At 59.8% G+C, this 24,597-nt stretch carries 19 protein-coding genes and 1 tRNA gene; 10 read left to right on the forward strand and 10 right to left on the reverse strand.

The features are described from left to right. Positions 1–17: 17 nt before the first annotated feature. Positions 18–2,330 (reverse strand): FdhF/YdeP family oxidoreductase, encoded by a 2,313-nt coding sequence (locus UM93_RS16380; RefSeq protein ID WP_045076536.1) that lies wholly within the window; start codon positions 2,328–2,330, stop codon positions 18–20. A 33-nt stretch (positions 2,331–2,363) separates the two neighbouring features. Here UM93_RS16380 and fdhD point away from each other — a divergent pair, with 33 nt between their 5' ends. The 3 genes from fdhD (at position 2,364) to helR (ending at position 8,898) form a co-directional block, all read left to right on the forward strand. Then, positions 2,364–3,224: a formate dehydrogenase accessory sulfurtransferase FdhD gene (gene fdhD / locus UM93_RS16385; RefSeq protein ID WP_045076537.1), complete on the forward strand. Its 861-nt coding sequence runs from the start codon at positions 2,364–2,366 to the stop codon at positions 3,222–3,224. A gap of 159 nt (positions 3,225–3,383) precedes the next feature. After that, positions 3,384–6,413, forward strand: a complete 3,030-nt coding sequence (locus tag UM93_RS16390; RefSeq protein ID WP_045076538.1) for an alpha-mannosidase — start codon at positions 3,384–3,386, stop codon at positions 6,411–6,413. A 256-nt stretch (positions 6,414–6,669) separates the two neighbouring features. Beyond that, positions 6,670–8,898 carry an RNA polymerase recycling motor ATPase HelR gene (helR, locus tag UM93_RS16395; protein ID WP_045076539.1) on the forward strand — a complete coding sequence of 743 codons (2,229 nt, stop codon included), beginning with the start codon at positions 6,670–6,672 and terminating at the stop codon, positions 8,896–8,898. Between the two features lie 139 nt (positions 8,899–9,037). Here helR and UM93_RS16400 read toward each other — a convergent pair whose 3' ends face one another. From UM93_RS16400 to UM93_RS16410, 3 genes are read right to left on the reverse strand one after another with little or no spacing between them, the layout of a single operon-like run. Then, on the reverse strand, positions 9,038–9,832 hold the full coding sequence (locus tag UM93_RS16400) for an amino acid ABC transporter ATP-binding protein (protein ID WP_045076540.1): 795 nt from the start codon (positions 9,830–9,832) through the stop codon (positions 9,038–9,040). Next, complete coding sequence (locus tag UM93_RS16405; RefSeq protein ID WP_045076541.1) at positions 9,819–10,478, reverse strand: amino acid ABC transporter permease; 660 nt, start codon at positions 10,476–10,478, stop codon at positions 9,819–9,821. Before UM93_RS16405 ends, UM93_RS16400 begins: the two co-directional genes overlap by 14 nt. Positions 10,479–10,524: 46 nt before the next feature. Further along, complete coding sequence (locus tag UM93_RS16410; protein ID WP_045076542.1) at positions 10,525–11,331, reverse strand: amino acid ABC transporter substrate-binding protein; 807 nt, start codon at positions 11,329–11,331, stop codon at positions 10,525–10,527. Between the two features lie 180 nt (positions 11,332–11,511). Here UM93_RS16410 and UM93_RS16415 point away from each other — a divergent pair, with 180 nt between their 5' ends. Beyond that, on the forward strand, positions 11,512–13,431 hold the full coding sequence (locus UM93_RS16415) for an ABC transporter ATP-binding protein (RefSeq protein WP_045076543.1): 1,920 nt from the start codon (positions 11,512–11,514) through the stop codon (positions 13,429–13,431). 121 nt (positions 13,432–13,552) lie between these two features. Here the strand turns inward: UM93_RS16415 and UM93_RS16420 are convergent, their stop codons facing one another. Further along, a complete protein-coding gene (locus UM93_RS16420) occupies positions 13,553–14,104 on the reverse strand; it encodes a DUF6314 family protein (RefSeq protein WP_045076544.1) in 552 nt (183 codons plus the stop codon). A 23-nt stretch (positions 14,105–14,127) separates the two neighbouring features. Further along, positions 14,128–14,204: transfer RNA gene (locus UM93_RS16425), tRNA-Arg, on the reverse strand. Between the two features lie 216 nt (positions 14,205–14,420). Between UM93_RS16425 and UM93_RS16435 the strand changes: the two genes are divergently transcribed. After that, the gene (locus UM93_RS16435; protein WP_045076546.1) at positions 14,421–14,693 is read left to right on the forward strand and encodes a hypothetical protein; all 273 of its coding nucleotides are present in this window, start codon (positions 14,421–14,423) and stop codon (positions 14,691–14,693) included. Between the two features lie 101 nt (positions 14,694–14,794). Beyond that, positions 14,795–15,805 carry an NAD(P)-dependent alcohol dehydrogenase gene (locus UM93_RS16440; protein WP_045077676.1) on the forward strand — a complete coding sequence of 337 codons (1,011 nt, stop codon included), beginning with the start codon at positions 14,795–14,797 and terminating at the stop codon, positions 15,803–15,805. Here the strand turns inward: UM93_RS16440 and UM93_RS16445 are convergent. From UM93_RS16445 to UM93_RS17880, 3 genes are all read right to left on the reverse strand, one after another. Continuing rightward, positions 15,802–17,478, reverse strand: coding sequence for an NAD(P)/FAD-dependent oxidoreductase (locus tag UM93_RS16445; RefSeq protein WP_045076547.1), 1,677 nt, complete (start codon positions 17,476–17,478; stop codon positions 15,802–15,804). The genes UM93_RS16440 and UM93_RS16445 overlap by 4 nt on opposite strands. Before the next feature lie 80 nt (positions 17,479–17,558). After that, positions 17,559–18,746 (reverse strand): N(5)-(carboxyethyl)ornithine synthase, encoded by a 1,188-nt coding sequence (locus UM93_RS16450; protein ID WP_045076548.1) that lies wholly within the window; start codon positions 18,744–18,746, stop codon positions 17,559–17,561. Between the two features lie 4 nt (positions 18,747–18,750). Next, complete coding sequence (locus UM93_RS17880; RefSeq protein WP_199921780.1) at positions 18,751–18,894, reverse strand: hypothetical protein; 144 nt, start codon at positions 18,892–18,894, stop codon at positions 18,751–18,753. 132 nt (positions 18,895–19,026) lie between these two features. On the opposite strand from UM93_RS17880, the gene UM93_RS16455 reads away from it, so the two are divergent. Next, complete coding sequence (locus UM93_RS16455; RefSeq protein WP_052663861.1) at positions 19,027–19,788, forward strand: DUF998 domain-containing protein; 762 nt, start codon at positions 19,027–19,029, stop codon at positions 19,786–19,788. On the opposite strand, the gene UM93_RS16460 is transcribed toward UM93_RS16455, so the two are convergent. After that, entirely contained in the window at positions 19,785–20,411 is a 627-nt protein-coding gene (locus tag UM93_RS16460) for a hypothetical protein (RefSeq protein WP_045076549.1), read from the reverse strand. The two genes, UM93_RS16455 and UM93_RS16460, sit on opposite strands and share 4 nt — an antisense overlap. A 149-nt stretch (positions 20,412–20,560) precedes the next feature. On the opposite strand from UM93_RS16460, the gene UM93_RS16465 reads away from it, so the two are divergent. From UM93_RS16465 to pcrA, 3 genes are all read left to right on the forward strand, one after another. Then, complete coding sequence (locus UM93_RS16465) at positions 20,561–21,268, forward strand: DsbA family protein (RefSeq protein ID WP_052663862.1); 708 nt, start codon at positions 20,561–20,563, stop codon at positions 21,266–21,268. Between the two features lie 34 nt (positions 21,269–21,302). Then, positions 21,303–22,139 (forward strand): inositol monophosphatase family protein, encoded by an 837-nt coding sequence (locus UM93_RS16470; RefSeq protein WP_045076550.1) that lies wholly within the window; start codon positions 21,303–21,305, stop codon positions 22,137–22,139. Positions 22,140–22,210: 71 nt separating this feature from the next. After that, the gene (gene pcrA / locus UM93_RS16475) at positions 22,211–24,580 is read left to right on the forward strand and encodes a DNA helicase PcrA (RefSeq protein WP_045076551.1); all 2,370 of its coding nucleotides are present in this window, start codon (positions 22,211–22,213) and stop codon (positions 24,578–24,580) included. Positions 24,581–24,597: the final 17 nt, after the last annotated feature.

Genomic DNA, 24,597 nt, shown 5'->3' on the forward strand with positions numbered 1-24,597 from the left:
TGAGTTGAAGTAAGCAGTCAGCTGCTATGCCGTTCCAGCCTGATCACGACCGCTTTTGAGGTCGGGGTGCCACTGACGTCGGCAGTCGACTCCAAGGGCACTAGCACGTTGGTCTCCGGATAGTAGGCGGCCGCGCAGCCCCGTGGAGTGGAGTAGGGAATCACCCGGAAAGCGGTGGCCCGGCGCTCGCTGTACTCGTCCGTTTTCGGGTCCCGCCACTCCGAGATCAGATCCACTAATTCATCGGCTAATAGGCCACGCTCGTCAAGGTCGGCCTGATGGATGAAAACCACTCGCCGACCGCCGCGGACGCCGCGATAACGATCGTCCTTGCCGTAGATGGTGGTGTTGTACTGATCGTGCGAACGGAGGGTTTGGAGCAGCAAGCGTCCCTCCGGAACCTGCGGGTATTCCAGCTGGTTGGCGGTGAACACCGCCTTACCGCTTGGTGTACTGAAACGTCGAGCGTCTCGTGGCCCGTGTGGCAGCACAAAGCCGCCAGGCTTGTCGATTTTCTCTTCGTAATCGGAGAAACCTGGTACCACCGCGGAAATATGACGTCGGATCAGTGAATAATCTGCGGCTAAGCCGGACCAATCTACCCGCGGCGCGCCCGGCAGCGGCTGGTCTGCTTCATCGGTGAAAAGCAGTTGGGCCAGCCCCGCAACGATGGCGACTTCGGAACGGAGCTGCCCGGAGGCAGGCTTGAGTCGGCCCTGCGATGCGTGCACGGCGCTCATTGAGTCCTCTACCGTGACGCGTTGCGCACCGCTACTCTGCTGATCCTGTTCGGTCCGGCCAAGGGTCGGCAGGATCAGCGCCCGCCGCCCGGTGACCAGGTGCGAGCGATTAAGTTTGGTGGAGATCTGAACGGTGAGGCTTGTTGATCGCAGCGCCGCTTCGGTCACTTCGGTGTCGGGGGTGGCGCGGACGAAATTGCCGCCCATCCCGATGAAGACACGGACCTGACCTGCGGCCATCGCCCGGATTGCCGCCACTGTGTCGAAGCCGTGCTTCCGCGGCGACTCAAAGTGGAATTCGGTATCGAGGGCCTGATGGAATGATTCGGGCATCCGCTCAAAGATGCCCATGGTGCGATCGCCCTGCACATTTGAGTGCCCACGCACCGGGCAGACACCAGCACCCGCTTTGCCAATATTCCCCTGCAAAAGCAGCAGATTGACGACGTCCCGGAGGGTGGCGACTGAATGCTTATGTTGAGTCAATCCCATTGCCCAGCAGACGATCGTCTTTTGGGAGCCAATCAGTGCCTGGGCAGTCGATCTGATTTGCGCTTCGCTCAGCCCGGTGGCTGTTAGCACGGCAGCCCAATCGAGCTCCGCCAGGCCAGCGCGATACTCCTCGAAGCCGGTGGTGTATTCGTCAATGAACTGCTGATCCAGCGCACCGGCGTCGAGCAGGCACTTACCGAGCGCCTGGAATAAGGCTTGGTCACCGCCGAGTTTGATCTGCAAGAAATCGTCGGCGATGGCGGTACCGCCGCCGATCAGCCCGCGCACCGTCTGCGGATTCTCGAAGCGCAGCAGGCCGGCCTCGGGCAGCGGGTTAATGGCAATAATGCGAGCGCCGTTTCGCTTGGCTTTCTCCAGCGCGGAGAGCATCCGTGGATGGTTGGTGCCAGGGTTTTGCCCAGCAATCAGAATCAACTCGGCCTGGTGCACGTCCTCAAGCGACACCGAACCCTTGCCAATGCCGATGGTCTCCCCGAGCGCCGAACCGGAGGATTCATGACACATATTCGAACAATCCGGCAGATTATTGGTGCCCAGACCGCGGACCAGCAACTGGTAGACGAAAGCTGCCTCATTGCTGGTCCGGCCGGAGGTATAGAAAACCGCCTGATCGGGGGTTTCCATCGCCCGCAGTTCATCGCGGATTAGGCCAAAGGCGGTATCCCAGTCGACCGGTCGATAGTGGCTGGCCCCTTCCTCAAGCAGCATGGGCTCCGTCAATCGGCCCTGCTGGCCCAGCCAGTAGTCGTCCTGCTGAGAGAGTTCGGCAATCGAATGCTCAGCGAAGAAAGCTGCAGATACTCGACGCTTAGTGGCTTCCTCCGCCACCGCTTTTGCCCCGTTCTCACAAAATTCGGCGATGTGCCGACGCTCGGCTTCTGGCCAAGCGCAGCCGGGACAGTCAAAGCCCTTCTTCTGATTAACCCGCAATAGGGTCTCGGCCGAGCGAAGTGGCCCCATTTGTTCGAGTGAAATCTGCAGGGCATGCACAATGCCGGGAATGCCGACGGCCGTCTTTTTCGGGACAGAAATGCGAAGTTCAGCTTCATCGATGCCTTCGCGCGGTGCTTTACTCATACTTCACTCTAACGCCGGGTTTAGGCTGAAGGGGTGAGTAGATTGACAAAAAGGGCACGGATTCACAAGGTACGGCTGAATTCGGACGAATCAGCCGAGCAACAGCTCACGGTGACCACGGTGCAACGCGAGGACCAGCTGGCGGCTGAGGAGCCCCTAGAGATGCGGATTGGTGATGATCCGTTCTCCGTGACAATGCGGACGCCAGGTGATGATTTCGACCTGGTCGCGGGTTTCCTGGTCTCTGAAGGGGTAATTGCCGATCCGGCAGAACTCATCTCACTGCGTTTCTGTGCTGGCGAAGACGAGAATGGCCAGCAAACCTTTAATGTGGTGCAAGCTCAACTCCGACCAGATGTGCGAGTGCCCGACCTGCACCGTCACGTCTACACCACGAGCTCCTGCGGAATCTGCGGCACCGCTTCCATTGAGGCGGTTCGGAAAGACTCAAGGTTCGCTACCTTGGAACAGTCAGTCAGTATTCCACTGCCTATTCTGGCGGACTTGCCGGAGCGCCTGAAGCGGGCGCAGCGGCTTTTCGCTAAGACCGGTGGCGTGCATGCCGCCGGACTTTTCGACCTGGACGGTGAACTGCTTTGCCTGCGGGAAGATGTCGGCCGACATAATGCGGTAGACAAGGTTATCGGTTGGGCATTGCGCCAGGGCAGCTTGCCGCTGACCTCGACGGTGCTTCAGGTTTCTGGCCGGGCCTCCTTCGAACTGGTGCAGAAGGCTGCGATGGCGGGGATTCCTCTGCTGGCCGCGGTGAGCGCACCTTCGTCCTTAGCGGTGCAACTGGCCGAGGAAGTAGGAATGGGACTGGTGGGGTTCAGCCGGGGAAACTCGCTGAACATCTATGCCGGAGCCGAACGAATCGAGCTGGCTGAGGGCTAGAAAAAGACCGTCCACACTGTTTCAGCGTGCCTTGTTGCCGTTCGAGTTCTGTGGATAGGCTGGAATCGCCGATGCGTTGGCAATTCTTTCAAAGCCGATTAGGCTCAATTAAATCATTATCAGAGACAAAACCCCCTACTGTCTTAATAGGAGACACTTGTGCACGATGATCGTCGCCTGACCGAGGCTCGACTAGACCGGTTTATCCGAGAACGGCTGGAACGAGCTCTCTATTTGAGGTCTACTCAGCTGACCGTCAGCGGTTGGCAGGTTCCGGATGAACCGGTACCTTTTGACGAAGCGATCACGCAACAGTTTGAAGCTGTGCAAAACGGCGAGGCTTGGGGCGCCCCGTGGAGCACTAAATGGTTGCATGTCACCGGTCAGCTACCCGAAGACTACGCAAAGTCCGGCGCTCGGCTGGAGATCGTCGCCGAACTTGGTTACAGCAATGAGATGCCCGGGTTCCAATGTGAGGGCATAGCTTGGCGGCCCGATGGCAGCATCGTCAAGGCACTTTCGCCGCGTAATAAGTATTTGCCCGTTGAGCAGCTTTCGGTCGGTCAGGATGGCCGCATCGACTTCTATATTGAGGCGGCAGCAAACCCGGACGTCGCGCAGGGCTGGACGTTCCAGCCCAACCCGCTGGGCGATAAGGCGACCGCAGGCAAGGAGCCGATTTACACCTTTGGCGGTGTCACACTGGCCGAGCTGGATGAGACCGTTTGGGAACTAAACCAGGATGTCTGGACACTGGCCGGGCTGATGCATGAGCTGCCGACCGAATTGCCGCGTCGCCATGAAATTCTCCGCGCACTTGAGCGAATGCTCGATGTGATGGACCCCGACGACATTTCCGGGACCGCTCAGGCCGGTCGGGAAGCGCTCGCCGGAGTGCTGAGTCAACCCGCCTACGCCTCCGCACATCAAGTGGTGGCCACCGGACACGCGCATATTGACTCGGCCTGGCTGTGGCCGGTACGCGAGACGATCCGTAAATGTGCCCGGACCTTCTCCAATGTGGTCGCCCTGATGGACGAGTATCCGGACTTCGTTTTTTCTTGTTCTTCGGCCCAGCAGCTCTCCTGGATCAAGGAGTTCTATCCTGAGCTATTCGAACGCATCAAGGTCAAAGTTGCGGCCGGACAGTTCGTGCCGGTTGGCGGGATGTGGGTTGAGTCCGACACCAATATGCCCGGTAGCGAGGCGATGGCTCGCCAGTTTGTGGAAGGCAAGAGCTTCTTCCGCCGCGAGTTCGGCATCGACTGCAAGGAAGCTTGGTTGCCGGATTCGTTTGGCTACTCCGGAGCGCTGCCGCAAATCGTTGATGCCGCCGGCATCGATTGGTTCTTGACCCAGAAGATTTCCTGGAACCAGGTCAATGTGATGCCACACCACACCTTCCAATGGGAGGGTATCGACGGTACCCGGGTGTTCACGCACTTTCCGCCCGTGGACACTTACAACAGCGAATTGAGCGGCCGGGAACTCGCGCATGCCCAGAGCAATTACCGTGAGAAGGGGCGTAGCAATGTTTCCTTGGCTCCCTTTGGCTGGGGCGACGGCGGTGGCGGTCCAACCCGCGAAATGATCGCTGCTGCCCGGCGTACTGCTTCCTTAGAAGGCTCACCCAAGGTCCGGATGGGTAGCGCGAAGAGCTTCTTCGAGCAGGCGCAGGCGGAATACCCGGCCCCGCCGGTCTGGCTCGGTGAGATGTATCTCGAACTGCACCGGGGTACCTACACCTCGCAGTCGAACACCAAGAAGGGCAACCGGCGCAGCGAGCACCTGCTCCGCGAGGCCGAGCTCTGGGCGGCCACCGCGACGGTGCGCAAGGGCGTTGCTTATCCGGCGGCCGAGTTGAAGCGACTCTGGCAGCTGGTGCTGCTTCAGCAGTTCCACGATATTCTGCCGGGCAGCTCAATCGCCTGGGTACACCAGGATGCTGAGCGAAATTACGCCGCGATAGCCAAGGAACTGGAAGAGATCATCGCCTCCTCGATGCGTACTTTGGTCGGCGAGGGGGACACCGAGTTCACTTTCAATGCGGCACCGCATGAGCGTTCCGGAGTGCCGGCGCTCGCTGCCGTTCCCTCGGTGAGTGTTGAAACTCCGGTCGAGGTGACCGAGGCCGATGGTGGCTATGTTTTGGACAATGGCATCATCCGTGCGGTGATCGATGCCAATGGTCTGATCACCTCGCTGATGGACTACGCCAGCGGACGCGAGGCGATTGCACCGGGTGGAGCGGGTAACCATCTCGAATTGCACCGTGACACCCCGAATGCCTGGGACGCCTGGGATATTGACGAGTTCTATCGGCATAATGTCACCGATTGCACGGAGGCCCGCTCGGTCACCTTGGAAAGTGCGGGCTGGGACGCCGTCGTGGTGGTGGAACGACTGATCGGTACCTCGCCGCTCACTCAGCGAATCAGCCTTTCGGCGGGTTCACCCTCGCTCACCATTACCAGCCAGATCGACTGGCAGGAAAGTCAGAAACTACTCAAGTTGGGCTTTGAACTGGATGTCCGTGCCGACCGAAGCGCTTCAGAAACCCAGTTCGGTCATGTTTTCCGACCCACCCACACCAACACCTCGTGGGAGACCGCCAAGTTTGAGATCTGCGCACATCGCTGGATCCACGTCGCGGAGCCCGGTTATGGGGTCGCGGTCAGCAACGGTTCAACCTATGGTCACGATGTCACTCGGGCAGTACGCGAAGCTGACGGTGGCACCACCACGACAGTGCGGTTGTCGCTGCTCCGGGCACCGAAGTCACCCGACCCCTTCACCGACCAGGGCGAGCACGAGTTAGTGGTGAGTATCCGGCCAGGTGCCGCGATCGCTGACGCCGTCGAGGAGGGCTACCGGACCAACCTGGCACCGCGTACCATTACCGGTGCCGAGGCGGTGCAGCCGCTGTTCAGCGTCTTCAACGCGGCCTTGGTGGTTGAGGCGGTCAAGCTCGCCGAAGACGGCTCGGGAGACGTGATTGTCAGACTGTACGAATCGTTAGGGGAGCGTTCCACCGGTTTGATCCGAGCAGGGTACCCGGTCTCTGGTGTTGAGGTCGTCGATCTGCTGGAGGAAGCTTTACCGGCTCCGGTGGGCGTGGTACTCGGTGCGGATTCCGTTGAACTGACCTTGCGTCCCTTCCAATTGGTCACGCTAAGGTTCAAGCGCTAAACCAGCACGGCCGCCACCTGCCACGCAAGGGCCTGCAAAGGCTGGACGAGCGTCCGGGGTTGGTGGTGTGAGCCGAAACAGAAAATGGAGAGGGATATTTCCCTCTCCATTTTCAATTTATACCCGAGAGGGGGGCTTGCGGCAAGGCCCCCGTGGTGGCGCACAATGGTCAGTCGAAGATGGAGTCCGTGGCCGAGAAACCCTTGGCTGTGGCTCGAGACAGTGAACCGTTAAGCGGAGCCGAGGAACCACAACCATGAATCTGAGCGCTTTCAACCTGCCAGCAAACCTCGTTGCGAAAGCAGATCCGGAACTCATCCAACCCGATGAAGTCCACTTTGCGATGATTGAGCGGAGCCTGGAAAGCAGCATTGCCGAGCTTACTGAGCAGTTAGAAGCCGAGCGTAAAGCGCCTGGTGGCCAGGGCCAGGCGGCGCTGGAACGCGATCAGGAGATTCATCGGCTTAGTGCGCGACTGCGCGCGTTACGCCGTTTCGGACTCGATTTATGCCTTGGTTACATGATCACCGCAAGCGAGGATGCCGACCCAATGATTGACCAGGCTGAGCCAGTGTATATTGGCCGTTTCGGTCTTACCGATGGCTCCGGGCGGAGGCTTTTGCTCGATTGGCGGGCACCTGCAGCTGAGCCTTTCTTCGGTGCAACTCACGCGAATCCGATGGGATTGCTGAGCCGCCGTCGTTACCGCTGGACACGGGGCCGGGTGACTGATTACTGGGATGAAGTCTTCACCCCGGAAGGATTGAAAAATCGGGCCGCTCTCGATGACCAGTCAGCTTTCATCGCCAGTCTGGCCGATAATCGCTCGGCCCGGATGCGGGACGTGCTGGGCACCATTCAGGCCGACCAAGACGCCATTATCCGGGCCGGTTCAAGGGGAGCCTTGGTGGTTGACGGCGGTCCCGGCACCGGAAAGACGGTGGTCGCCTTACATCGCACCGCTTATCTGCTCTACTCAGATCCGCGGCTGGAACATCACCGTGGTGATGTGCTGTTCGTCGGTCCGCATCAGCCCTATTTGAACTATGTGGCTGATGTGTTGCCTAGCCTGGGGGAGGAAGGGGTGCAGACTTGCACGCTACGCGACTTCGTGCCCGAGGGGGCTACCGCGATCACCGAGCTGGACCCGCAGGTGGTGGCATTGAAGACCTCGGCAGAACTGCTCAAAGCGATTGATTCCGCCGTCGCGCTTTATGAGAGACCCCCTACCGAGGGGATGTTGCTGGAAACCCCCTGGGCCGATGTCTGGCTGAGCGCTGCCGACTGGGCTGAGGGCTTCGACGCAGCTGAGCCAGCGGCAGCCCATAATGAGGCGCGGGACCAGATCTGGGACGCAGTCATCAGGATATTGCTGGACAAGCTTCGGGATGCATTCGACGACTGGCAGGATGATGTAGACGAGTTTGACGCTTGTGCCATCGCCAGCGAGGATCAGGAAAGCAGGATGCGCCGCGCGCTGGCCGGCAACCGCGAACTGGTGCGCAGCTTCGGCAAAGCCTGGCCTTTGCTGGAGGCGGCCGAAATCGTGGGAGATCTTTGGTCGGTGCCCGCTTACTTGCGGATGAGCGCACCGTGGCTCTCATCGGAGCAGCTTTCGGCGCTGCGCCGGCCGGAGGGCAGTCCCTGGACGGATGCTGATTTACCATTCCTCGACGCGGCACGATTGCGCCTTGGTGACCCGGAGGCTTCGCGGCGCCGACAACGCCAGGCGGCTGCCGCCGAGGCTGGGCGGAATCGGATGTCCGAGGTGGTCAGGGACGCCATCGCGAACGATGATTCGGAAATGCAGGTGATGTCGATGTTGCGTGGTCAAGATCTGCGTGCCGCGCTGGTGGATCAGGACGCTGTCTCCGGCCCCGATCCGGACCTGCTGGCAGGCCCGTTCGGGCATATTGTGGTGGATGAGGCTCAAGAGCTCAACGATGCCCAGTGGCAAATGCTTCTGCAGCGCTGCCCTTCCCGGAGTTTCACCATTGTCGGCGATCGAGCCCAGGCCAGACACGGTTTTGCTGAGTCCTGGCGACAACGTTTGGCACGGCTTGGTTTTGACCGGATTGAAATGGCTTCGCTGACCATTAATTATCGGACCCCTGAAGAGGTGATGATCGAGGCCGAACCAGTAATCCGCAGTGTGCTGCCGGACGCCAATGTGCCCCATTCGATTCGAAGCAGCGGCATCCCGGTTCGCTATGGGATGAGCTCAGAATTGTCCGGGATCATGACCGACTGGCTGGCCACTCACCAGGAAGGGGTGGGCTGCGTGATCAGTGCTCAGGCACCGACCGGCCTTCAAGCTTCGGAACGGCTCAGGCTATTGAGTCCTGAGCTCGTCAAAGGCTTGGAATTCGACTTGGTCGTGCTGCTTGAACCGGAGAATTTTGGTGAAGGTATTGAAGCCGCGGTAGACCGATATGTGGCGATGACCCGGGCGACTCAGCAGTTGGTCGTGCTGAGCGCGGAATAGCTATCCGTTCAGTGTGAATTCCCTTATTTCGAGGTGCTTGAGCTTCGGCCAATGCGTCAGCAGATCACTGCCGATCAGCTTTTCGGCGAGGAATTTTTATGGGTGCTACTGGCACGGAAACGATGAATGAGGCAGCCAATCAGTAGTTGTGCAGCACTCTTTCCAGGAACTGCTGAGTGCGAGGCTGGCGGGGGTTGCTCAGTACTTCACTAGCCGGGCCGCGTTCCACCACCACGCCACCGTCCATGAAGACCACCTGGTCGGCGGTTTGCCGCGCGAAAGCCAGCTCATGCGTGACGATCACCATGGTCCAGCCTTCTTCGGCGAGCTCCTTGATCACCGCGAGCACATCGCCAACCAGCTCCGGGTCCAGCGCCGAGGTCGGCTCATCGAAAAGCAGTAACTGAGGTTTCAGTGCCAGGGCCCTGACAATGCCGACGCGTTGCTGCTGGCCGCCGGAGAGCTCGAAGGGGTAGGCGTCTTTCTTGGCCAGCAGACCCACCCGGTTCAGTAGCGCTTCGGCCTCTGGCACCACCTCGGCGCGGTCCCGTTTCTGAACCTGAAGTGGGCCTTCAATCACGTTTTGCAGCACGGTCATATGCGGAAACAGGTTGTAGTGCTGGAACACCATGGCCGAACGATCCCGCAGCTCTGCGCGTGCTTGTTTGCGCACGCCGAGTGAGAAGTCGATCGAGGTGGCACCAATGGTGACGGTGCCACCGTCGGGGGTTTCCAAACCGTTCAGCGACCGCAGCACAGTGGTTTTACCCGATCCGGAGGGGCCGATCAAAGCCAGCACCGAACCTCGAGGTACTTCCAGGTCTATGCCCTTGAGCACCTCGTTGGTACCGAAAGCCTTGTGTAGACCGGCGACCCGCAGCACCGTTTCTGGCTGGAAGACACCGCTCTGCGGGCGGAAGCTAGTGGGCGACATAGCGATCCAATCTCTTTTCAAGCAGTGATTGAACGGTGGAAAGGACCAGGCAGATCACCCAGTAAACTACTGCGGCTTCGAGGTAGAGAACCATGAAATCGCCGCCCACCGAGGCAATTTGCTGCGCCTGGCGGAAAAGCTCGGTGACTAGGATGAGCGAGGCCAGCGAGGTGTCCTTGACGAGGGAAATGAAGGTGTTCGACAGCGGCGGCAATGAGACCCGGGCGGCCTGCGGCAGGATGATTCGCCGTAGCGTTTGTGCGCGCGACATGCCGATCATATGACCGGCCTCCCACTGTCCCTTGGGCACCGAGAGAATAGCGGCCCGGATAACTTCCGCGCCGTAACCGCCGACGTTGAGCGAGAGCGCGATGATTGCGCTCGGCCAGGGTTCAAGCTTCAGACCAATATTCGGCAGCCCATAGAAAATCACGAAGAGCTGCACCAGCAGCGGGGTGCCGCGGATCACCGAGATATAAAAGCGAGCGATGCCGGAGAGTAAAACGTTGCCGCTTATTCTCATTAACGCGATCACCAAGGCGATCACCAAGCCGAGCGCGAACGAGGCTAGCGCGAGCGGAATCGTCGCCTGCACGGCACCGAGCAGAATCGGCCCGAGCGAACTCCAGATCAAGTCCCAGGTCATGGTTCAGCCTAGCCGGTACCAGCTTGTTTGCCAGGGAAGCGCGAGGTTACTTGGAAACGTCGGTGCCAAAGTACTTCTTTGAGATCTTGCTCAGCGTGCCATCGGCGCTGAGGTCGGCAAGTGCTTTATTGATTGCCTCGGTGAGCGCGGTCGACCCCTTGCGTAAAGTGAAGGCACTCAATGATTTATCGGTCGTCTCGGCGGCAATTTTGAGGCCAGCGTTGGGAGTGTTCTTGGCGAAGTCCAGGTAGGTCAGCTTGTCGTTCACTACCGCGTCAACGCGATCTTGCTGCAACAGTGCCACCGATTGGGCCCAGCCCTCCACAGATTGCACGGTCGCACCACTTTGTTGAGCTAGCTTGTACCAGTTGCTGGTGAGCGATTGCGCGGTGGTTTTGCCTTTGAGGTCATCGAAACTCTTAATCGAATCGTTGCTGGCCTTGACCACAATAACGCCGGAAGAGACCGTGTACGGCTTGGAGAAATCATATTTCTTCTCGCGGTCGGGGTTGATCGAAATTTGATTCGCCACCACGTCAAAGCGCTTTGCATCCAAACCAGCCAGGATGCCGTCAAACTGGGTCTCCTGGAACTTGGCCTTCACGCCAAGCTTTGCTGCGACCGCCTCGGCGATCTCGACGTCGTAGCCGGTCAACGCGCCGGAACCGCCCTCGTGATAGCTGAAGGGCTTGTAGGTTCCCTCGGTGGCGACCACCAATTCACCCTTGCTAGTGACATCGCTGAGCGAACTATCAGTGCCGCTGGCTGGGCTGCTGGAGCAACCGGCGACGGCCAAGCCCAGGCTGAGCAGCAAGCCAATTGCCAGAAGTTTTCGGGGTTTCGTCAGTGACATTCAAATCCTTTGTTAGGCACCGTGCCAGTCGCGTGGTCCAGCGTGCGACATTATCACCGTTAACGCTTTAGTCGGGCGCTTATATTTCTCAAGATGACGAAGATATTCTCAGTTTTAGGAACAAACTGTCAGCGTAAGGCGCTACGTTACTGATTGAGTCGAGAGAGACGGGGATTCGCCGTGAGTATGGAAAATGCTGCCTGGCATTCGTTGTGGAGCACAGCGGGAGCCAAAACCGACGAAGGTGGCATCAAAAAAGACACCCTGAAACGGACCTTCGCCTTCGCCGGACCATACCGTTGGCGGCTGGTGATCTTCGTGGCTCTTTCGGTGCTCTCTGCCTTTATTGCGGTGGCCACGCCGCTGCTCGCCGGGCAGATCGTGAACGCCATTGTGGCGCGCACCGACCTGCAACTGATTTTGACCCTGGCCGCTCTGATCGCCCTGGTTGCCATCGCCGACGCCGGGGTTGGTTTGCTGGTGCGTTGGCTTTCCTCACGGCTGGGGGAGGACGTCATTCTTGATCTGCGCACCAAGGTCTTCGATCATGTGCAGAAGATGCCGATTGCCTTCTTCACCCGGACCCGGACCGGCGCGTTGGTGAGCCGATTGAACAGTGATGTGATTGGTGCCCAGCAGGCTTTCAGCGGCACGCTCTCCGGCATTGTGAGTAACTTGGTCACTCTGGTGCTGACGCTGATCGTGATGCTCGGTACCTCGTGGCAGGTCACCGTGATATCGCTGGTGTTGCTGCCGATCTTCTTGCTGCCCGCGCGACGTTTCGGTCGACGGGTTGCTGGCTTGCGCAAGGAATCAGCGAACTTGAACGCGAGTATGAGCACCCAGATGACGGAACGCTTCTCCGCGCCTGGAGCCACTCTGGTGAAGCTTTTCGGCCGTCCTGCCGATGAGTCTCGAGAGTTCGCGATGCGGGCCAGCCGGGTGCGAGACATCGGCGTGCGAACCACCATGATGCAGTTCGTCTTCGTCACCGCGCTGACCCTGGTCTCGGCGCTCGCGCTCGCCCTGGTTTATGGTTTGGGCGGCTACTTTGCGCTACGTGGCGATCTTGCCGCCGGCGACGTGGTGGTGCTGGCACTGTTGCTGACCAGGCTTTATGCGCCGCTGACCGCGCTGGCCAGCGCCCGAGTAGACATTATGAGTGCCCTGGTTTCTTTCGCCCGGGTCTTCGAGATCCTCGATCTGAAACCGCTCATCCAGCAGAAACCAGATGCCCGGCCGTTGCCCGCCGGACCGCTCGGGGTGGAATTCGATCAGGTCCGCTTTGGCTATCCCTCCGCGGACAAAGTTTCGCTGGCCTCTCTTGAGGAGGTCGCTACCCTGGACACTCGCGGCGGCGAGGAAGTGCTGCATGGCGTCAGCTTCGTGGCCAAGCCCGGCGAGACAGTTGCCCTGGTCGGCTCCTCCGGCGCCGGTAAGTCAACCATCGCTCAGTTGCTCTCCCGGCTTTACGACGTCGACTCCGGCGCGGTCCGGATTGGTGGTGTGGATATTCGGGACACCACCTTCGATTCATTGCGCGCCTCGATGAGCATGGTGACCCAAGACGGACATCTGTTTCACGAGTCGATCCGCTCGAATTTGCTTCTCGCCCAGCCTGAGGCCAGCGAGGAAGACATTTGGTCGGCACTGCGTCGTGCTCGCTTGGCAGACTTGATCGCTTCGATGCCAGACGGTCTGGACACCGTGGTGGGGGAGCGTGGCTACCGGCTTTCCGGTGGTGAGCGACAACGCCTGACGATTGCCCGGCTACTGCTGGTGCAACCGGCCGTGGTGATCCTCGACGAGGCAACCGCGGCGCTGGATTCCACCAATGAGGCAGCGGTGCAGGCAGCGCTCGGCGAAGCGCTGGAGGGACGCACCGCCGTGGTCATCGCGCACCGGCTCTCCACCATTAGGGAAGCCGACTCGATTCTGGTGGTGGAAGGCGGCAATGTGGTGGAGCGTGGCACGCATGAGGAACTGCTAGCCGCCGAGGGCCGTTACGCCGAGCTGTACCGCACCCAATTCGCCCAGGGCGCCTCAGATGTAGCTGAGGTAGCCGCTTCCGACGTCGCGGAGGTCGGCCCGAAGGCCTGAGCGGTGCACTCCTTCGGCGCCTCGCCCCTTTCCTACCCACCCTCGCGAGTTCGCTAAGCTGTCTCGAATTCGTTAGTAATTACTAGCGAATTCGAGACAAAACCGCGAACTCGCGGGAGGTTTAGCTGATCCGGGTCCAGCTGGACGCGATGTGCTGGTTTTTACGAGGCCCGGCAACATCCCAGACAACCTCCAACTGATCCGGGTCGAGCACTGTGTAGTCGACCCGGTAGAGGTCAGCGGAACAAGGATGCTCGGCCGTCCAGTGCCCCGAGCGCAGGTCAAGCCGGTGAAAGAAGACTCCGTAATCGAAGTACCAATCAAGCACGGCCGGATCATCGGTGGCCCGTAGCAGGTAGTCACGTTTGGCGGGAACCCGGTAGCCCGCGGCGGCGGTGCCCCGAGGCAAGGTTGCAAGCATCGGCTGCTGATCGTGTTGATCCGCTGGAACCTGCTCCGTGGCGCCCCAAAGCAGGGTGCCTTCCTCGTGGTAGCGAAGGCCGCCGTCGGCGCTTGGACTGAACTGCAGGATGCCGTCGAAGTCGCTGTTTTGTCCGGTACTGCGCTCCAATAAAGTTCGCTTGACCTGCCAGTTGCCGATCAAGAAGGCGGCTAGATCAGTAAGTTCCGATGGCGTGGCCGGAACTGGGTACGGGGAACTGACTGCTGACACAGTTTCAGCTTAAGACATTAATGTGGTGCCCCTGGCGGGATTCGAACCCACGACCTTCCCTTTAGGAGAGGGACGCTCTATCCTGCTGAGCTACAGAGGCCGGAATCGTTAGATTCCTCGGTGTGCTGCCAAGCTGCCGCGGGGAAACCGCAGCGGACGGCTGAAACACCAGAGCAAGCTTACCGCAGCCGGCGCCAAGCTCACGAAGCCAATCACGCTGCGCCGGGGCGTCCAGCGATTCCATCCGACCGCCTCAGCCAATCGGTTCAGCAACCTTGCCAGGCCGACCCGCAAGCTCACCGATTACGATTGAACGATGGATGTTTTCTGGACCGTGTTGGTGATTTTCCTCGGCTTCGCCGTCATGATGGCAGCGTTGGGCTGGCTAGCGGTGCGGGCTCGCAAGGCTCGGGTTTCCTCGCTCGGGGTAATCGATGAAATCTACCTACCAGCTGCCACCGCCGCTAAGGCGGAGATCCAGCAGGAACTCGAACGAGCGGCGTCAATGCCGTCTCCTGGCGATCCAGACACTGAAGGTCAGGAACCAGGCGAAGCCGGTCAAGCCGATCCGGGAGTGCCGCAGCGATGAGCCAACAACCTAACGAACAACCTCAGCAAGAACCTGGACAAGACTTGCAGCCCGCAGATGCAAGTTCGCAAGGTTCCCGCCGCCCGGAGGTTCCCGCCACGATGCGCGCCAGCGTGCTCACTCCGGCGCTGGAACTCGTCATTGAGCAGCGCCCGGTGCCGCCAGTAGCTACCAACGATGTATTGGTGCAGGTGTCCTCGGTTGGCGTCTGTGGCTCCGATGTGCACTATTACCGACATGGCCGGATCGCAGACTTCGTGGTCGAGCAGCCAATGGTTCTGGGACATGAGGCGGCTGGTCGGATTGTTGCCGCTGGCGAGGCGGTGGATCCACGACGGATCGGTGAACGGGTTTCCATTGAACCGCAGCGCCCGCGCCTTGATTCGGCGCAGAGCCTCTCTGGCCACTACAACCTCGACCCCGATATCGAGTTCTACGCCACGCCGCCGATCGACGGCGCCTTTGCCGAATATGTCAGCATTCCCTCGGTTTTTGCCCATCGAATACCGGAGAGCATGAGCGACGATGCCGCCGCCTTACTTGAGCCGCTTTCCGTCGGCATTGCGGCGGCCCAAAAGGCTCAACTCACTGTCGGCGACAAGGTGCTGATTGCCGGGGCCGGTCCGATCGGCCTGGTGCTAGTCCAAGTAGCAGCCGCCTACGGTGCCACCGAGATTGTGGTCAGCGATCTCGACGCCGCGCGGCTCGCGCTCGCCGAGCAACTGGGTGCCACCGCGAGCTATGATCCACGGCGCGGCGAGCAGCCAGAAGAGCCACGCTTCGACGTGTTCTTTGACGCCTCCGGTGCCGCTCCCGCCGTCGTCGCGGGCATCCGCGCCCTGGCTCCGCTCGGACGCGCTGTGCTGGTGGGCATGGGAGCCGATGATTATGCGCTACCGATTTCCACCATCCAGAACCGCGAACTGCTGGTCACCGGAGTCTTCCGCTACGCCAATACCTGGCCAACCGCCATCGGCTTGGTGCAAAGCGGAGCGGTCAATCTGGACGTCCTGGTCTCCGGACGCTTCGGGCTGGATCAGGTCAAGGAGGCCCTGGACACCGCCGGGAGCGCCGAGGTGCTCAAAAATATGGTGCTCCCGGGACTGGCTTAGCTACTCGGCACCTCGGCCTCGTTGAGGCTTTCGATCCAGCTGTGTACCAGCGGGACCACGCTGGAACCCTCACCGCTGGCGGCAGCGACACGTTTCATCGAACCAGCCCGAATATCACCGACCGCAAAAATTCCGGGCACCGTGGTGGCCAGGTTGCCGGGCGGAACACCGTTGATCCAGGTCTCCTTGGGCACGTCTCGGCCGGTCAACACGAAACCTCGCTCGTCTTTGATGACCTCTGAAGGCACCCAGTCGCACAATGGCTCGGCCCCGAGCAGCAAGAACAAGCCGCCGGTCTGGTGACGGCTCAGTTCGCCCGTAGTGGTGTCCTTGAGCTCGATCCACTCCAGACGCCCTTCGCCGCCGCCGTCTACCACCTCGGAGCAACTACGCACGGTCACCATTGGGTTGTACTCGAGCTCCTTGATCAGATAATCGGACATCGTCGCGGCCAGCGAGGGCCGTCGGATCAGAATCGTCACCGAACGCGCAAAGCGGGAGAGGTGTACTGCCGCTTGGCCTGCGGAGTTTCCGCCGCCGACGACGAAAACGTCTTGATCTTCCATCTCTCGGGCGGCTGTCATGGCAGCACCATAAAAAACGCCGCGGCCGACCAGTGAGTCAATAGCTTCCACTCGCAATTTTCGGTAGGAGACGCCGGTGGCGATCACCACTGCTCTAGCCCGCAGTTCACCGCCACCGGTCTTCAGGGTATGTACGCGGTCGCCCACCGACACTCCTTCCACCGGCCACCCGGTGAAGAACCGAGTGCCGAAACGAATGGCCTGGCTGCGCGCACGCTGAGCTAATCGCATTCCGGAAATGCCCCGAGGGAAGCCCAAATAATTACGGATCATTGAGCTGGTGCCCGCTTGCCCGCCAATTGCCTCCGCCTCGACGACCACCGTCGACAAACCCTCTGAGGCGCCATAGACGGCCGCAGCAAGCCCAGCCGGTCCGCCGCCAACGATCACCAGGTCAACAACCTGATCGACGTCGATATCGCTGGGCGCTCCGTAGATCGCTACCGCAACGTCGTGCACACTCGGTGCGCAGACCGGCTCACTGCCGAGTGCGCGAACAATCGGGTATTTCGGTTCCTGGCCATCCAGCTGAGCTAACACTTCCTGGCCCTCCGAGCTCTCTGGGCTGAAGGTTCGCACCGGCATACCCATCCGGTACATGAAATCACGGATTGCCATAGTGTGGCCGTCCAATACCGGGCTAATAATTCGCACCGTTTCGACCTCGGGTGCCGCAACCGTAGATCCCCAGTCGGAGAGCACCTCAGTGACTGCGGTATGGAATTCTTCGTCGCGCACTCCTCGTGGCATTAAGAGGAAAGCATCGAACTTTCCTTTGGCCAGACCTGGACGCAAGGCCACCGAGTCCTCGCGGAAATGATCCATATGGGCGGTGACTAAGCGGCGGGCGGTCGGTACGATGGCCCGCCAGTTGTGAAAGGCCTTCAAAACATGTGCATCAGCCAGGCGGGAGTCCGCAACATAAAGTGCCACCTGCCCGCCTGCTGCCCGGATCTGCTCGGTTGTTTCTAAAGCCTGTTGAGCATTGCTGGCCGAATGGATGTCATAATCCCGCCCGTACCGCCAGAATTGCTCCTCAAGCACATCGAGGTATTTATCGGAGACTAGGACGATAGCTGGATTCGGCATGCTAAAAGTCTATGATCCCGGTGTCTATCCTCACTACCATTGGAGTCGGTTTGGCCGAAACTGCAACCCTGCACTGCCTGCTAATGACCGGCGCTCTCCACCGGTTCAGCATCGGATGGCAAATTGTCCGTGGACCGATATGGATAGTCAGGAAGCCGTCGCTGAAATGCCAGGATCGCCTGATTCTTAATGACGCCGCTGTCAATCTCGATAGCCCGGCTGATCGTATCGTTTCCCGCCCAGCTCTGCCGTCCCGCCATCACCGGTTCTAGGAAAGGCTGGATTGCTTCGCTGATTTCCCAGCTGGCGGAGTTCCAGAAATAAGAAGGACTGTGATCGACGCCGTAATAGCTAATGTGGTCGCCTACCTCGAAAATGGGCTCGGCGAATGAAGTCGGAGTCGCCCAGCTGAAGCCCATGCCGCGATCGCACGACACATCGATGATTAAGCTACCAGGCCTGAATTCCGGCAGGTCGTCCGCTGTGAGGAACATCAGTGGTGCGGCGGGGTCTTGCAGGGTGCAGTTCACCACTAGGTCGCTCTTTGCGAGGAACTCGGCTAACGGAATCCGGCCTTTGTCACTGATCACATGACTGAGGAACGGGGCATTCGGGTCGTGATCAAACTGGTTGATTCGAACCGAGTGAATCGGGGAGCCGACCGCAGCCACCCCGCGATTGGTCAGCACAGTCACCTCGTGGATGCCGAGCGCATTGAGCGCCGTCACTGCGCCACGGGCTGTTGCTCCGAAACCTATCACCACGGCGCTCAACCGCTGGCCGTAGTCACCACTGGTGCCTCTTAGGGCCAGCGCGTGGAGTACCGAGCAGTAACCGGCCAGCTCGTTGTTTTTGTGGAAAACATGCAGGCCGAAACCACCGTCTGAAGCCCAGTGATTCATCGCTTCGAAAGCGATCAGGGTGAGCTTTTTGTCGATTGCGAGTTGCGTGATTTCTCGGTCCTGCACGCAGTGCGGCCAACCCCAAAGAATCTGACCCTCCCGCAAATCGGCCAGATCGGAGGGCTGGGGCTTAGCCAGCAGGACAACATCAGAGCGGGCGATCAGCTCATCCCGACTCAGCAAACCGCCGACCAGCGGCGCCAATTGAGAGTCTGAAATCCCGCTACGCTCGCCATAGCCCGTCTCTAAAAGGAGGCTCTGCCGCACTTCGGGATCAATTCGGCCGAAATGCGCCGGGTGAATCGGCAAGCGACGTTCGTCGGGTTTACGAGAAGTTGCCATAACGCCGAGGGTGAGCATACTCATCAATTCAGCGTTTCTTAGGCTTCGTCGATTTCTCGCTCAGCGTCGCATCATGTTTCGCGGCTTCCTCAGCACGCTTATCGGCTCTTTTTTCTTTGATCGATTTGGTGGATTTTTTTGATGCGGCTTGCCGCGGCGACTTATCGGCCATTTGTACTCCCTCTACGGGGAGCCACGATGACTCCGTACCTTGAGAGTACACCCGGCCCGTAGGCTGCCGGTCAAAACTGGTCACCCGCCGGCCATCAACCTGAATGGAAGAGCGAGGAGAGCAGAACGAAGAATGCAGAATATTGTCAGAAAGCTTCGTTACGCTGATTTTATGATGGCGAGCAGCAACTCACAGATTCGCAACCTTTTTGGTGCCTGGGCTGTGATGAGTGTGGTGCAGGTCTTTTTAGCTGAGGCGGTGGTTGCGGCAGCGTGGGCCGGTAACCAACCTTATAGCGCGATCTTCAATGTTATTAGTGACCTCGGGGCAGCCCACTGCGGTATTCACAACACTCGCTACCTCTGCTCGCCGTTGAACTGGTTGATGAACGCTTCGTTGGGGCTGCAGGGCGCCGGGATGATTTTAGGTGGCTTATTGCTGAGTTCGAGTTTATTGGGGGTTGCCGCGAAGCTGAACAGCGCCCAACCAGCTCAGCTGACAGCTGCAGCCTGGGTACGGTGGTTGTTAGTGATCTCTGGCGCAGGGGTGGTGCTGCTGGCGATCTTCCCGGAGGACACCATTGCGGTGCTTCACTTTATTGGGGCGATGAGCTTCTTCGGAGCAGGCACCATTGCGCTGCTCTTGCTCTGGTGGATTTGGTATCAGCGTAGCGCGCTGAGTTGGTTGCTCCTCGCCTTGGGCCTGATTTCGGGGCTAGCTACGGTGAGCTTTACGATTTTTACCCTGCTGTTGAAAGTACCGAATTTCGCCGACGGGCTTATTGAGCGGCTGATAGTTTATCCACTGATCATCGGGCTTGCCGTGGTTGGCCTGATGGTCGCCCGTGGCGTGCGGCAGCAACGACGGTTAGCTCGTGCTCAGTCCGAAGGTTAAGACTTCTTGCGTTTAGCCAGTGGTGAGAAGGCAATAACCGCGGCAATGAGGGACAGCAACAGCAAGACCCAGGAAGCGATCGTGAGCATGCTTGCCCAGCCGACCTGGCTCGGATCAACCGAACTGTTGGCCAGCATGGCGTCAATCGCCACATTGGCAACCAGCTGGACCACGGCGAAAAGGACCGGGGCGGCCCACAGCACCCAGCGCAGCGAGCGCTTCGCGACGTTGAGCCCAATCAGCAGCAACCAGCTAAAGCCAAAGACCAGGGGAAACAACGTGCCTGCGGTTTTGTGCACGTACTGCAATTGCCCGAGGGCATCGGCATTGAGCGCTGCTTTCAAGTCCGTGATGTAGGCCGCATCGAAGCCGAAGGGCATTGAATCTGGCATGGCCAGTCCACCGGAGAGCTGGGTCAGCTGGTTCAGGGTGAGCAGATGGAAGTACCAGAACAAAAAGGCACTGGCGACCACCCCGGCGATCAGGATCAAGTTGCCATTGCTTTTCGCCTTGGCCGGGCTGCGCGGAGCGCTCGGATTCGTTGCTGGAATGCTTGCACCGAGCGGGCCAGGAGTTGCTTTGTCGCCGTGCTTCGCTGCCCGCTGGGCTGGGGTCTTGGCCATCTAGCTATTCTTTCATCATTCTTTTGTTCTGCCTTCACCCCGCCGTGAAGGGCCCGCGCAGCGTGTTAGCTCACTCACGAAACTGAGGCTGGCCGAGGTCGTTTCGGTAATGTCTAATGCGCTCCTTGACGGCTCTCTGGAAAGATTTTATGCGCAAGTTCACTGGCTTTTTCACCATCACCGCGGCGCTTTCGGCGGCTCTATTTTTAGCGTCCTGTGCTGCCCCGGAGGCCTCCAGTCCAGCTGGCTCCAGCCCGGGCGCTTCGGCCGCGCTGGCCAGTCCTTCGAAGCCGTCAGCTGAGTTAACAGCCGAGTTAATGGCCAAACTGGTGCCGGAAGGTACTCGGGTGCTGAACCAGCCAGCGCAACCGAAGACCACTCTGATCCTTTTCACCGACTACCAATGCCCATACTGCGCAAAAATGGATGGTCTAATTCAGCGGGTGAAGTCCGACTATCGGGATCAAGTTCGCATCGTGGTGCGCAACTTCCCACTGCCGATGCACCACAACGCGCCGCTCGCAGCGCAGGCTGTAGAGGCCGCCGCCGAGCAGGGAGCCCTTGAAAAGATGGCCTCTATGGTTTTCAGCAAACAAAAAGAGTGGGCCAAAGCGCAGGCCGGGGTAGTCGAAACCTTCACTTCTTATGCTCAGCAATTAGGACTGCAGCAGTCGAAATTCAGCGCCGACCTGAACTCGGCGGCGATCAAGGCGCGGGTAGCCAAAGATCTGCAGGACGCCACCGAGCTCGGCTTGCAGGGCACTCCCTCCTTGGTGCTGGAAGGAAAACTGCTCTCGGTCGATTCCAGCGATTACTCCAGCGTCAAGGGGCCGATTGACGCTGTCCTGGCGAGCTAGGCTGCCTAAACGTCATTATCGATAGGCTGGAGGTATGTCGCATTCCGAGCTATTAGACCTTGCCCTCGATGATGCCCAGTTAGCCGCTGCCTTGGTACGGCAGGCCGCCGAGCTAGCCTTGCGGATGCGAGCCGAAGGTCTTACCGGGGAGCGTAAGACTTCTGTTTCAGATGTAGTGACCGCCGCCGATAAAGCCGCGGAGAGATACGTGGTTACTCAGTTGCGGCACACCCGTCCGGAGGACAGCATTCTGGGCGAGGAAGGTGCCAGCCATCAAGGCAGCTCGGATCGCACCTGGGTGATTGACCCGGTCGATGGCACCTACAATTTCCTCTCCGGCTCTAGCTACTGGTGTTCGGCGCTAGCTTTGCAGCAAAACCCGCTGTCTGCCGCGGTCGAAGCCGAACAAAAGACGGCTATTGATCCAGAGGTGCTACTCGGTGCCGTCTACCAACCGCAAGAGCACAAATTGTGGATCGGCGGCTCGCAATTGCCGACCACCCTGAATGGAAGCCGGCTTGCCGCACCGGCAGAGCTACCGCTCAGTCAACTTAGCGCGGGTACCTACCTGCACCCGAGCTGGCTCGCTCAAGCCCGAGCTCGCGAGCCCTGGCTGAGCGCAGTGCAGCGACTGGCCACCTTCCGGCTGCTCGGCTCCGGCTCCTGCGATCTGTCCAGGGTGGCGGAGCAAGAACTCGGCTGCTGGTTCCAGCACAGCACCGCACTCTGGGATTGGCTACCAGGCAAAGCCATTGTGCGGGCGGCGGGCGGCAGTACCGCGGTGATCAGTGTCAATGGACTGAACTGGTTTCTGGCCGGCTCGAAGCTGGCCGTCGAGGAACTGAGCGTGGCGCTGCTCGGCGAGGTTTGACTGTTCGCGGGATGAGCCGTTGGTCAGCGGCGAATCGCACGGTCGGTGTTCGCACCTAGAATAAAAGCATCATGGATATGCTTTTCGACCCGTCCTCTTCGCCATCAAACCCTCAACGCCACGATGCCAGCTCGCGGATCGATGCGCAGGAACTATTGCACGGGCTGAACCCACAGCAAGAAGCCGCCGTGACGCATGCCGGTTCAGCTTTGCTCATAGTGGCCGGTGCTGGTTCGGGCAAGACACGGGTGCTGAGCCATCGGATCGCCTATTTACTGGCGACTGGTAGGGCCCACCCGGGTGAGATTCTGGCGATTACCTTCACCAATAAGGCCGCCGCGGAAATGCGCGAGCGGATCGCGGCGCTAATCGGCGACCGGGCGAAGAATATGTGGATCTCTACCTTCCACTCATCGTGTGTCCGTATTTTGCGTCGCGAAGCGAGCACCGTCGGCCTGAACTCCAGTTTCTCGATCTACGATTCCGCCGACAGTTTGCGGCTGATCACCCTGATTGCCAAGGGGCTTGATCTCGATCCGAAACGCTTCACACCCAAATCGATCCAGCACAAGATTTCGGCACTAAAAAATGAGCTGATCGACGACGATAGCTTTGCCAGCACCGCCACCGATCCCTTCGAGCAGGGTGTCGCTGAGGTTTACCGCGGCTACACGCAGCGGCTCCGGCAGGCGAACGCCCTCGACTTCGACGATTTGATCGCGCAGACCGTCTGGATGTTTCGCGCCTTTCCCGGCGTGGCTGAATACTATCGGCGCCGCTTCCGACATGTCATGGTCGATGAGTATCAGGACACCAACCATGCGCAATACGCACTGGTGCGCGAAATTGTCGGCGAGCAGCCCGAGCAGGCAGAACTCACCGTGGTGGGTGACTCGGATCAGTCCATTTACGCTTTCCGCGGCGCTGATATCCGCAATATCGTTGAGTTCGAAAAAGACTACCCCAACGCTCGAACCATTAAACTCGAGCAGAATTACCGCTCCACCCAGACCATCCTGAGCGCCGCGAACGCGGTGATTGAAAAGAACCCCGACCGTCCGGTAAAACGACTCTGGACAGCCGAAGGTGATGGCGAAAAGATTATCGGTTATGTCGCCGAGAACGAGCACGAGGAAGCCCGGTTCATTGCCGAGGAAATTGACCGGCTGCAGGACGAAGAGAACCTTCGGCCAGGGGACGTCGCCATTTTCTACCGAACCAATGCGCAAAGCCGCTCGATTGAAGAAATTCTGATGCGGGTCGGCCTACCCTATCGAGTGGTGGGCGGCACCCGATTCTACGAGCGCAAGGAGATTAAGGATGCGCTCGCCTACCTACGGGTGCTGGTCAATCCGGAGGACGACGTCAATCTGCGCCGCATCCTGAACGAACCCAAGCGCGGCATTGGGGACCGTGCCGAAGGTGCGGTTGCTGCGCTCGCCGAACGCGAACGTTCCTCCTTTATGGCGGCGCTGCGTCGCGCGGAGGAAGCTCCGGCGATGGCAACCCGAAGCCTTAACGCCGTTGCAGGCTTTGTGAAACTCATTGATGATCTGACCGAGGTGGCCAATAGCTCTGGCGCTGCCACCGCCTTGGAAGCCGTGCTGGAACAGACTGGCTACCTTGAGGGGCTGCGCGCCAGCAACGATCCGCAGGATGAGTCGCGGGTGGAGAACTTGGCCGAGTTGGTCGCCGTGGTGCGTGAGTACGAGCGGGACAACCCGGAAGGCTCGCTGACTGATTTCTTGGAAGGGGTCTCGCTGGTCGCCGATGCCGATCAGATTCCCGATGCACCGGGTGCCGATACCGAGGCTGCGGTTGCTGAAGCCAGAAGGCTCGGCGTGGTCACCCTGATGACGCTGCACACCGCGAAGGGCTTGGAATTCCCAGTGGTGTTCCTGACCGGAATGGAACACGGCATTTTCCCGCACGCCCGATCGGCGACGGACGCGAAGGAGCTGGCCGAGGAGCGCAGGCTCGCTTATGTCGGCCTGACTCGGGCCCGGCAGCGTCTCTATCTCACCCGGGCCGAGGTCAGGAGCCTGTGGGGGCAGAGCCAATACAACCCGGCCAGCCCCTTTATCGACGAAGTGCCAGCCACCTTGATCGAGTGGAAGCGGGAGGGGACCACTCGAATGATTCCTTCGGTTGGCTCTTCAGGTTTTGGTCGGGAACGCTATTCCGGTTCCTATTGGGGCGCGGGCAGCTCGCTGGGCGAGGGCGGCAAGCTGCCGGCCAGCCTTTCCGCGAATAAGGCCCGGGTGCAGCCACAGAAGGAAGTTATTTCGGTGGCGGTAGGCGATAAGGTGCAGCACACCAGCTTCGGCCTGGGTACCGTGATCGCGGTGGAGGGCTCCGGCGATAAAACAGTGGCGAAAGTTCGCTTCGCCAGCGAGGAAAAACGATTGCTACTGCGTTACGCGCCGTTGAGTAAAGCGTAGCCGCGGTCCCGGTGTCG

The organism is Psychromicrobium lacuslunae (genome assembly GCF_000950575.1).
GTDB classification, from domain to species: domain Bacteria; phylum Actinomycetota; class Actinomycetes; order Actinomycetales; family Micrococcaceae; genus Renibacterium; species Renibacterium lacuslunae.

Coding starts and splice junctions, on each gene's coding strand:
- UM93_RS16435 (WP_045076546.1), top strand. CDS start 14,421: ATGGATGTTTTCTGGACCGTGTTGGTGATTTTCCTCGGCTTCGCCGTC.
- UM93_RS16440 (WP_045077676.1), top strand. CDS start 14,795: ATGCGCGCCAGCGTGCTCACTCCGGCGCTGGAACTCGTCATTGAGCAG.
- UM93_RS16410 (WP_045076542.1), bottom strand. CDS start 11,331: ATGTCACTGACGAAACCCCGAAAACTTCTGGCAATTGGCTTGCTGCTC.
- UM93_RS16445 (WP_045076547.1), bottom strand. CDS start 17,478: ATGCCGAATCCAGCTATCGTCCTAGTCTCCGATAAATACCTCGATGTG.
- UM93_RS16455 (WP_052663861.1), top strand. CDS start 19,027: ATGCAGAATATTGTCAGAAAGCTTCGTTACGCTGATTTTATGATGGCG.
- UM93_RS16400 (WP_045076540.1), bottom strand. CDS start 9,832: ATGTCGCCCACTAGCTTCCGCCCGCAGAGCGGTGTCTTCCAGCCAGAA.
- UM93_RS16470 (WP_045076550.1), top strand. CDS start 21,303: ATGTCGCATTCCGAGCTATTAGACCTTGCCCTCGATGATGCCCAGTTA.
- pcrA (WP_045076551.1), top strand. CDS start 22,211: ATGGATATGCTTTTCGACCCGTCCTCTTCGCCATCAAACCCTCAACGC.
- UM93_RS16460 (WP_045076549.1), bottom strand. CDS start 20,411: ATGGCCAAGACCCCAGCCCAGCGGGCAGCGAAGCACGGCGACAAAGCA.
- UM93_RS16405 (WP_045076541.1), bottom strand. CDS start 10,478: ATGACCTGGGACTTGATCTGGAGTTCGCTCGGGCCGATTCTGCTCGGT.
- helR (WP_045076539.1), top strand. CDS start 6,670: ATGAATCTGAGCGCTTTCAACCTGCCAGCAAACCTCGTTGCGAAAGCA.
- UM93_RS16380 (WP_045076536.1), bottom strand. CDS start 2,330: ATGAGTAAAGCACCGCGCGAAGGCATCGATGAAGCTGAACTTCGCATT.
- UM93_RS16450 (WP_045076548.1), bottom strand. CDS start 18,746: ATGAGTATGCTCACCCTCGGCGTTATGGCAACTTCTCGTAAACCCGAC.
- UM93_RS17880 (WP_199921780.1), bottom strand. CDS start 18,894: ATGGCCGATAAGTCGCCGCGGCAAGCCGCATCAAAAAAATCCACCAAA.
- UM93_RS16465 (WP_052663862.1), top strand. CDS start 20,561: ATGCGCAAGTTCACTGGCTTTTTCACCATCACCGCGGCGCTTTCGGCG.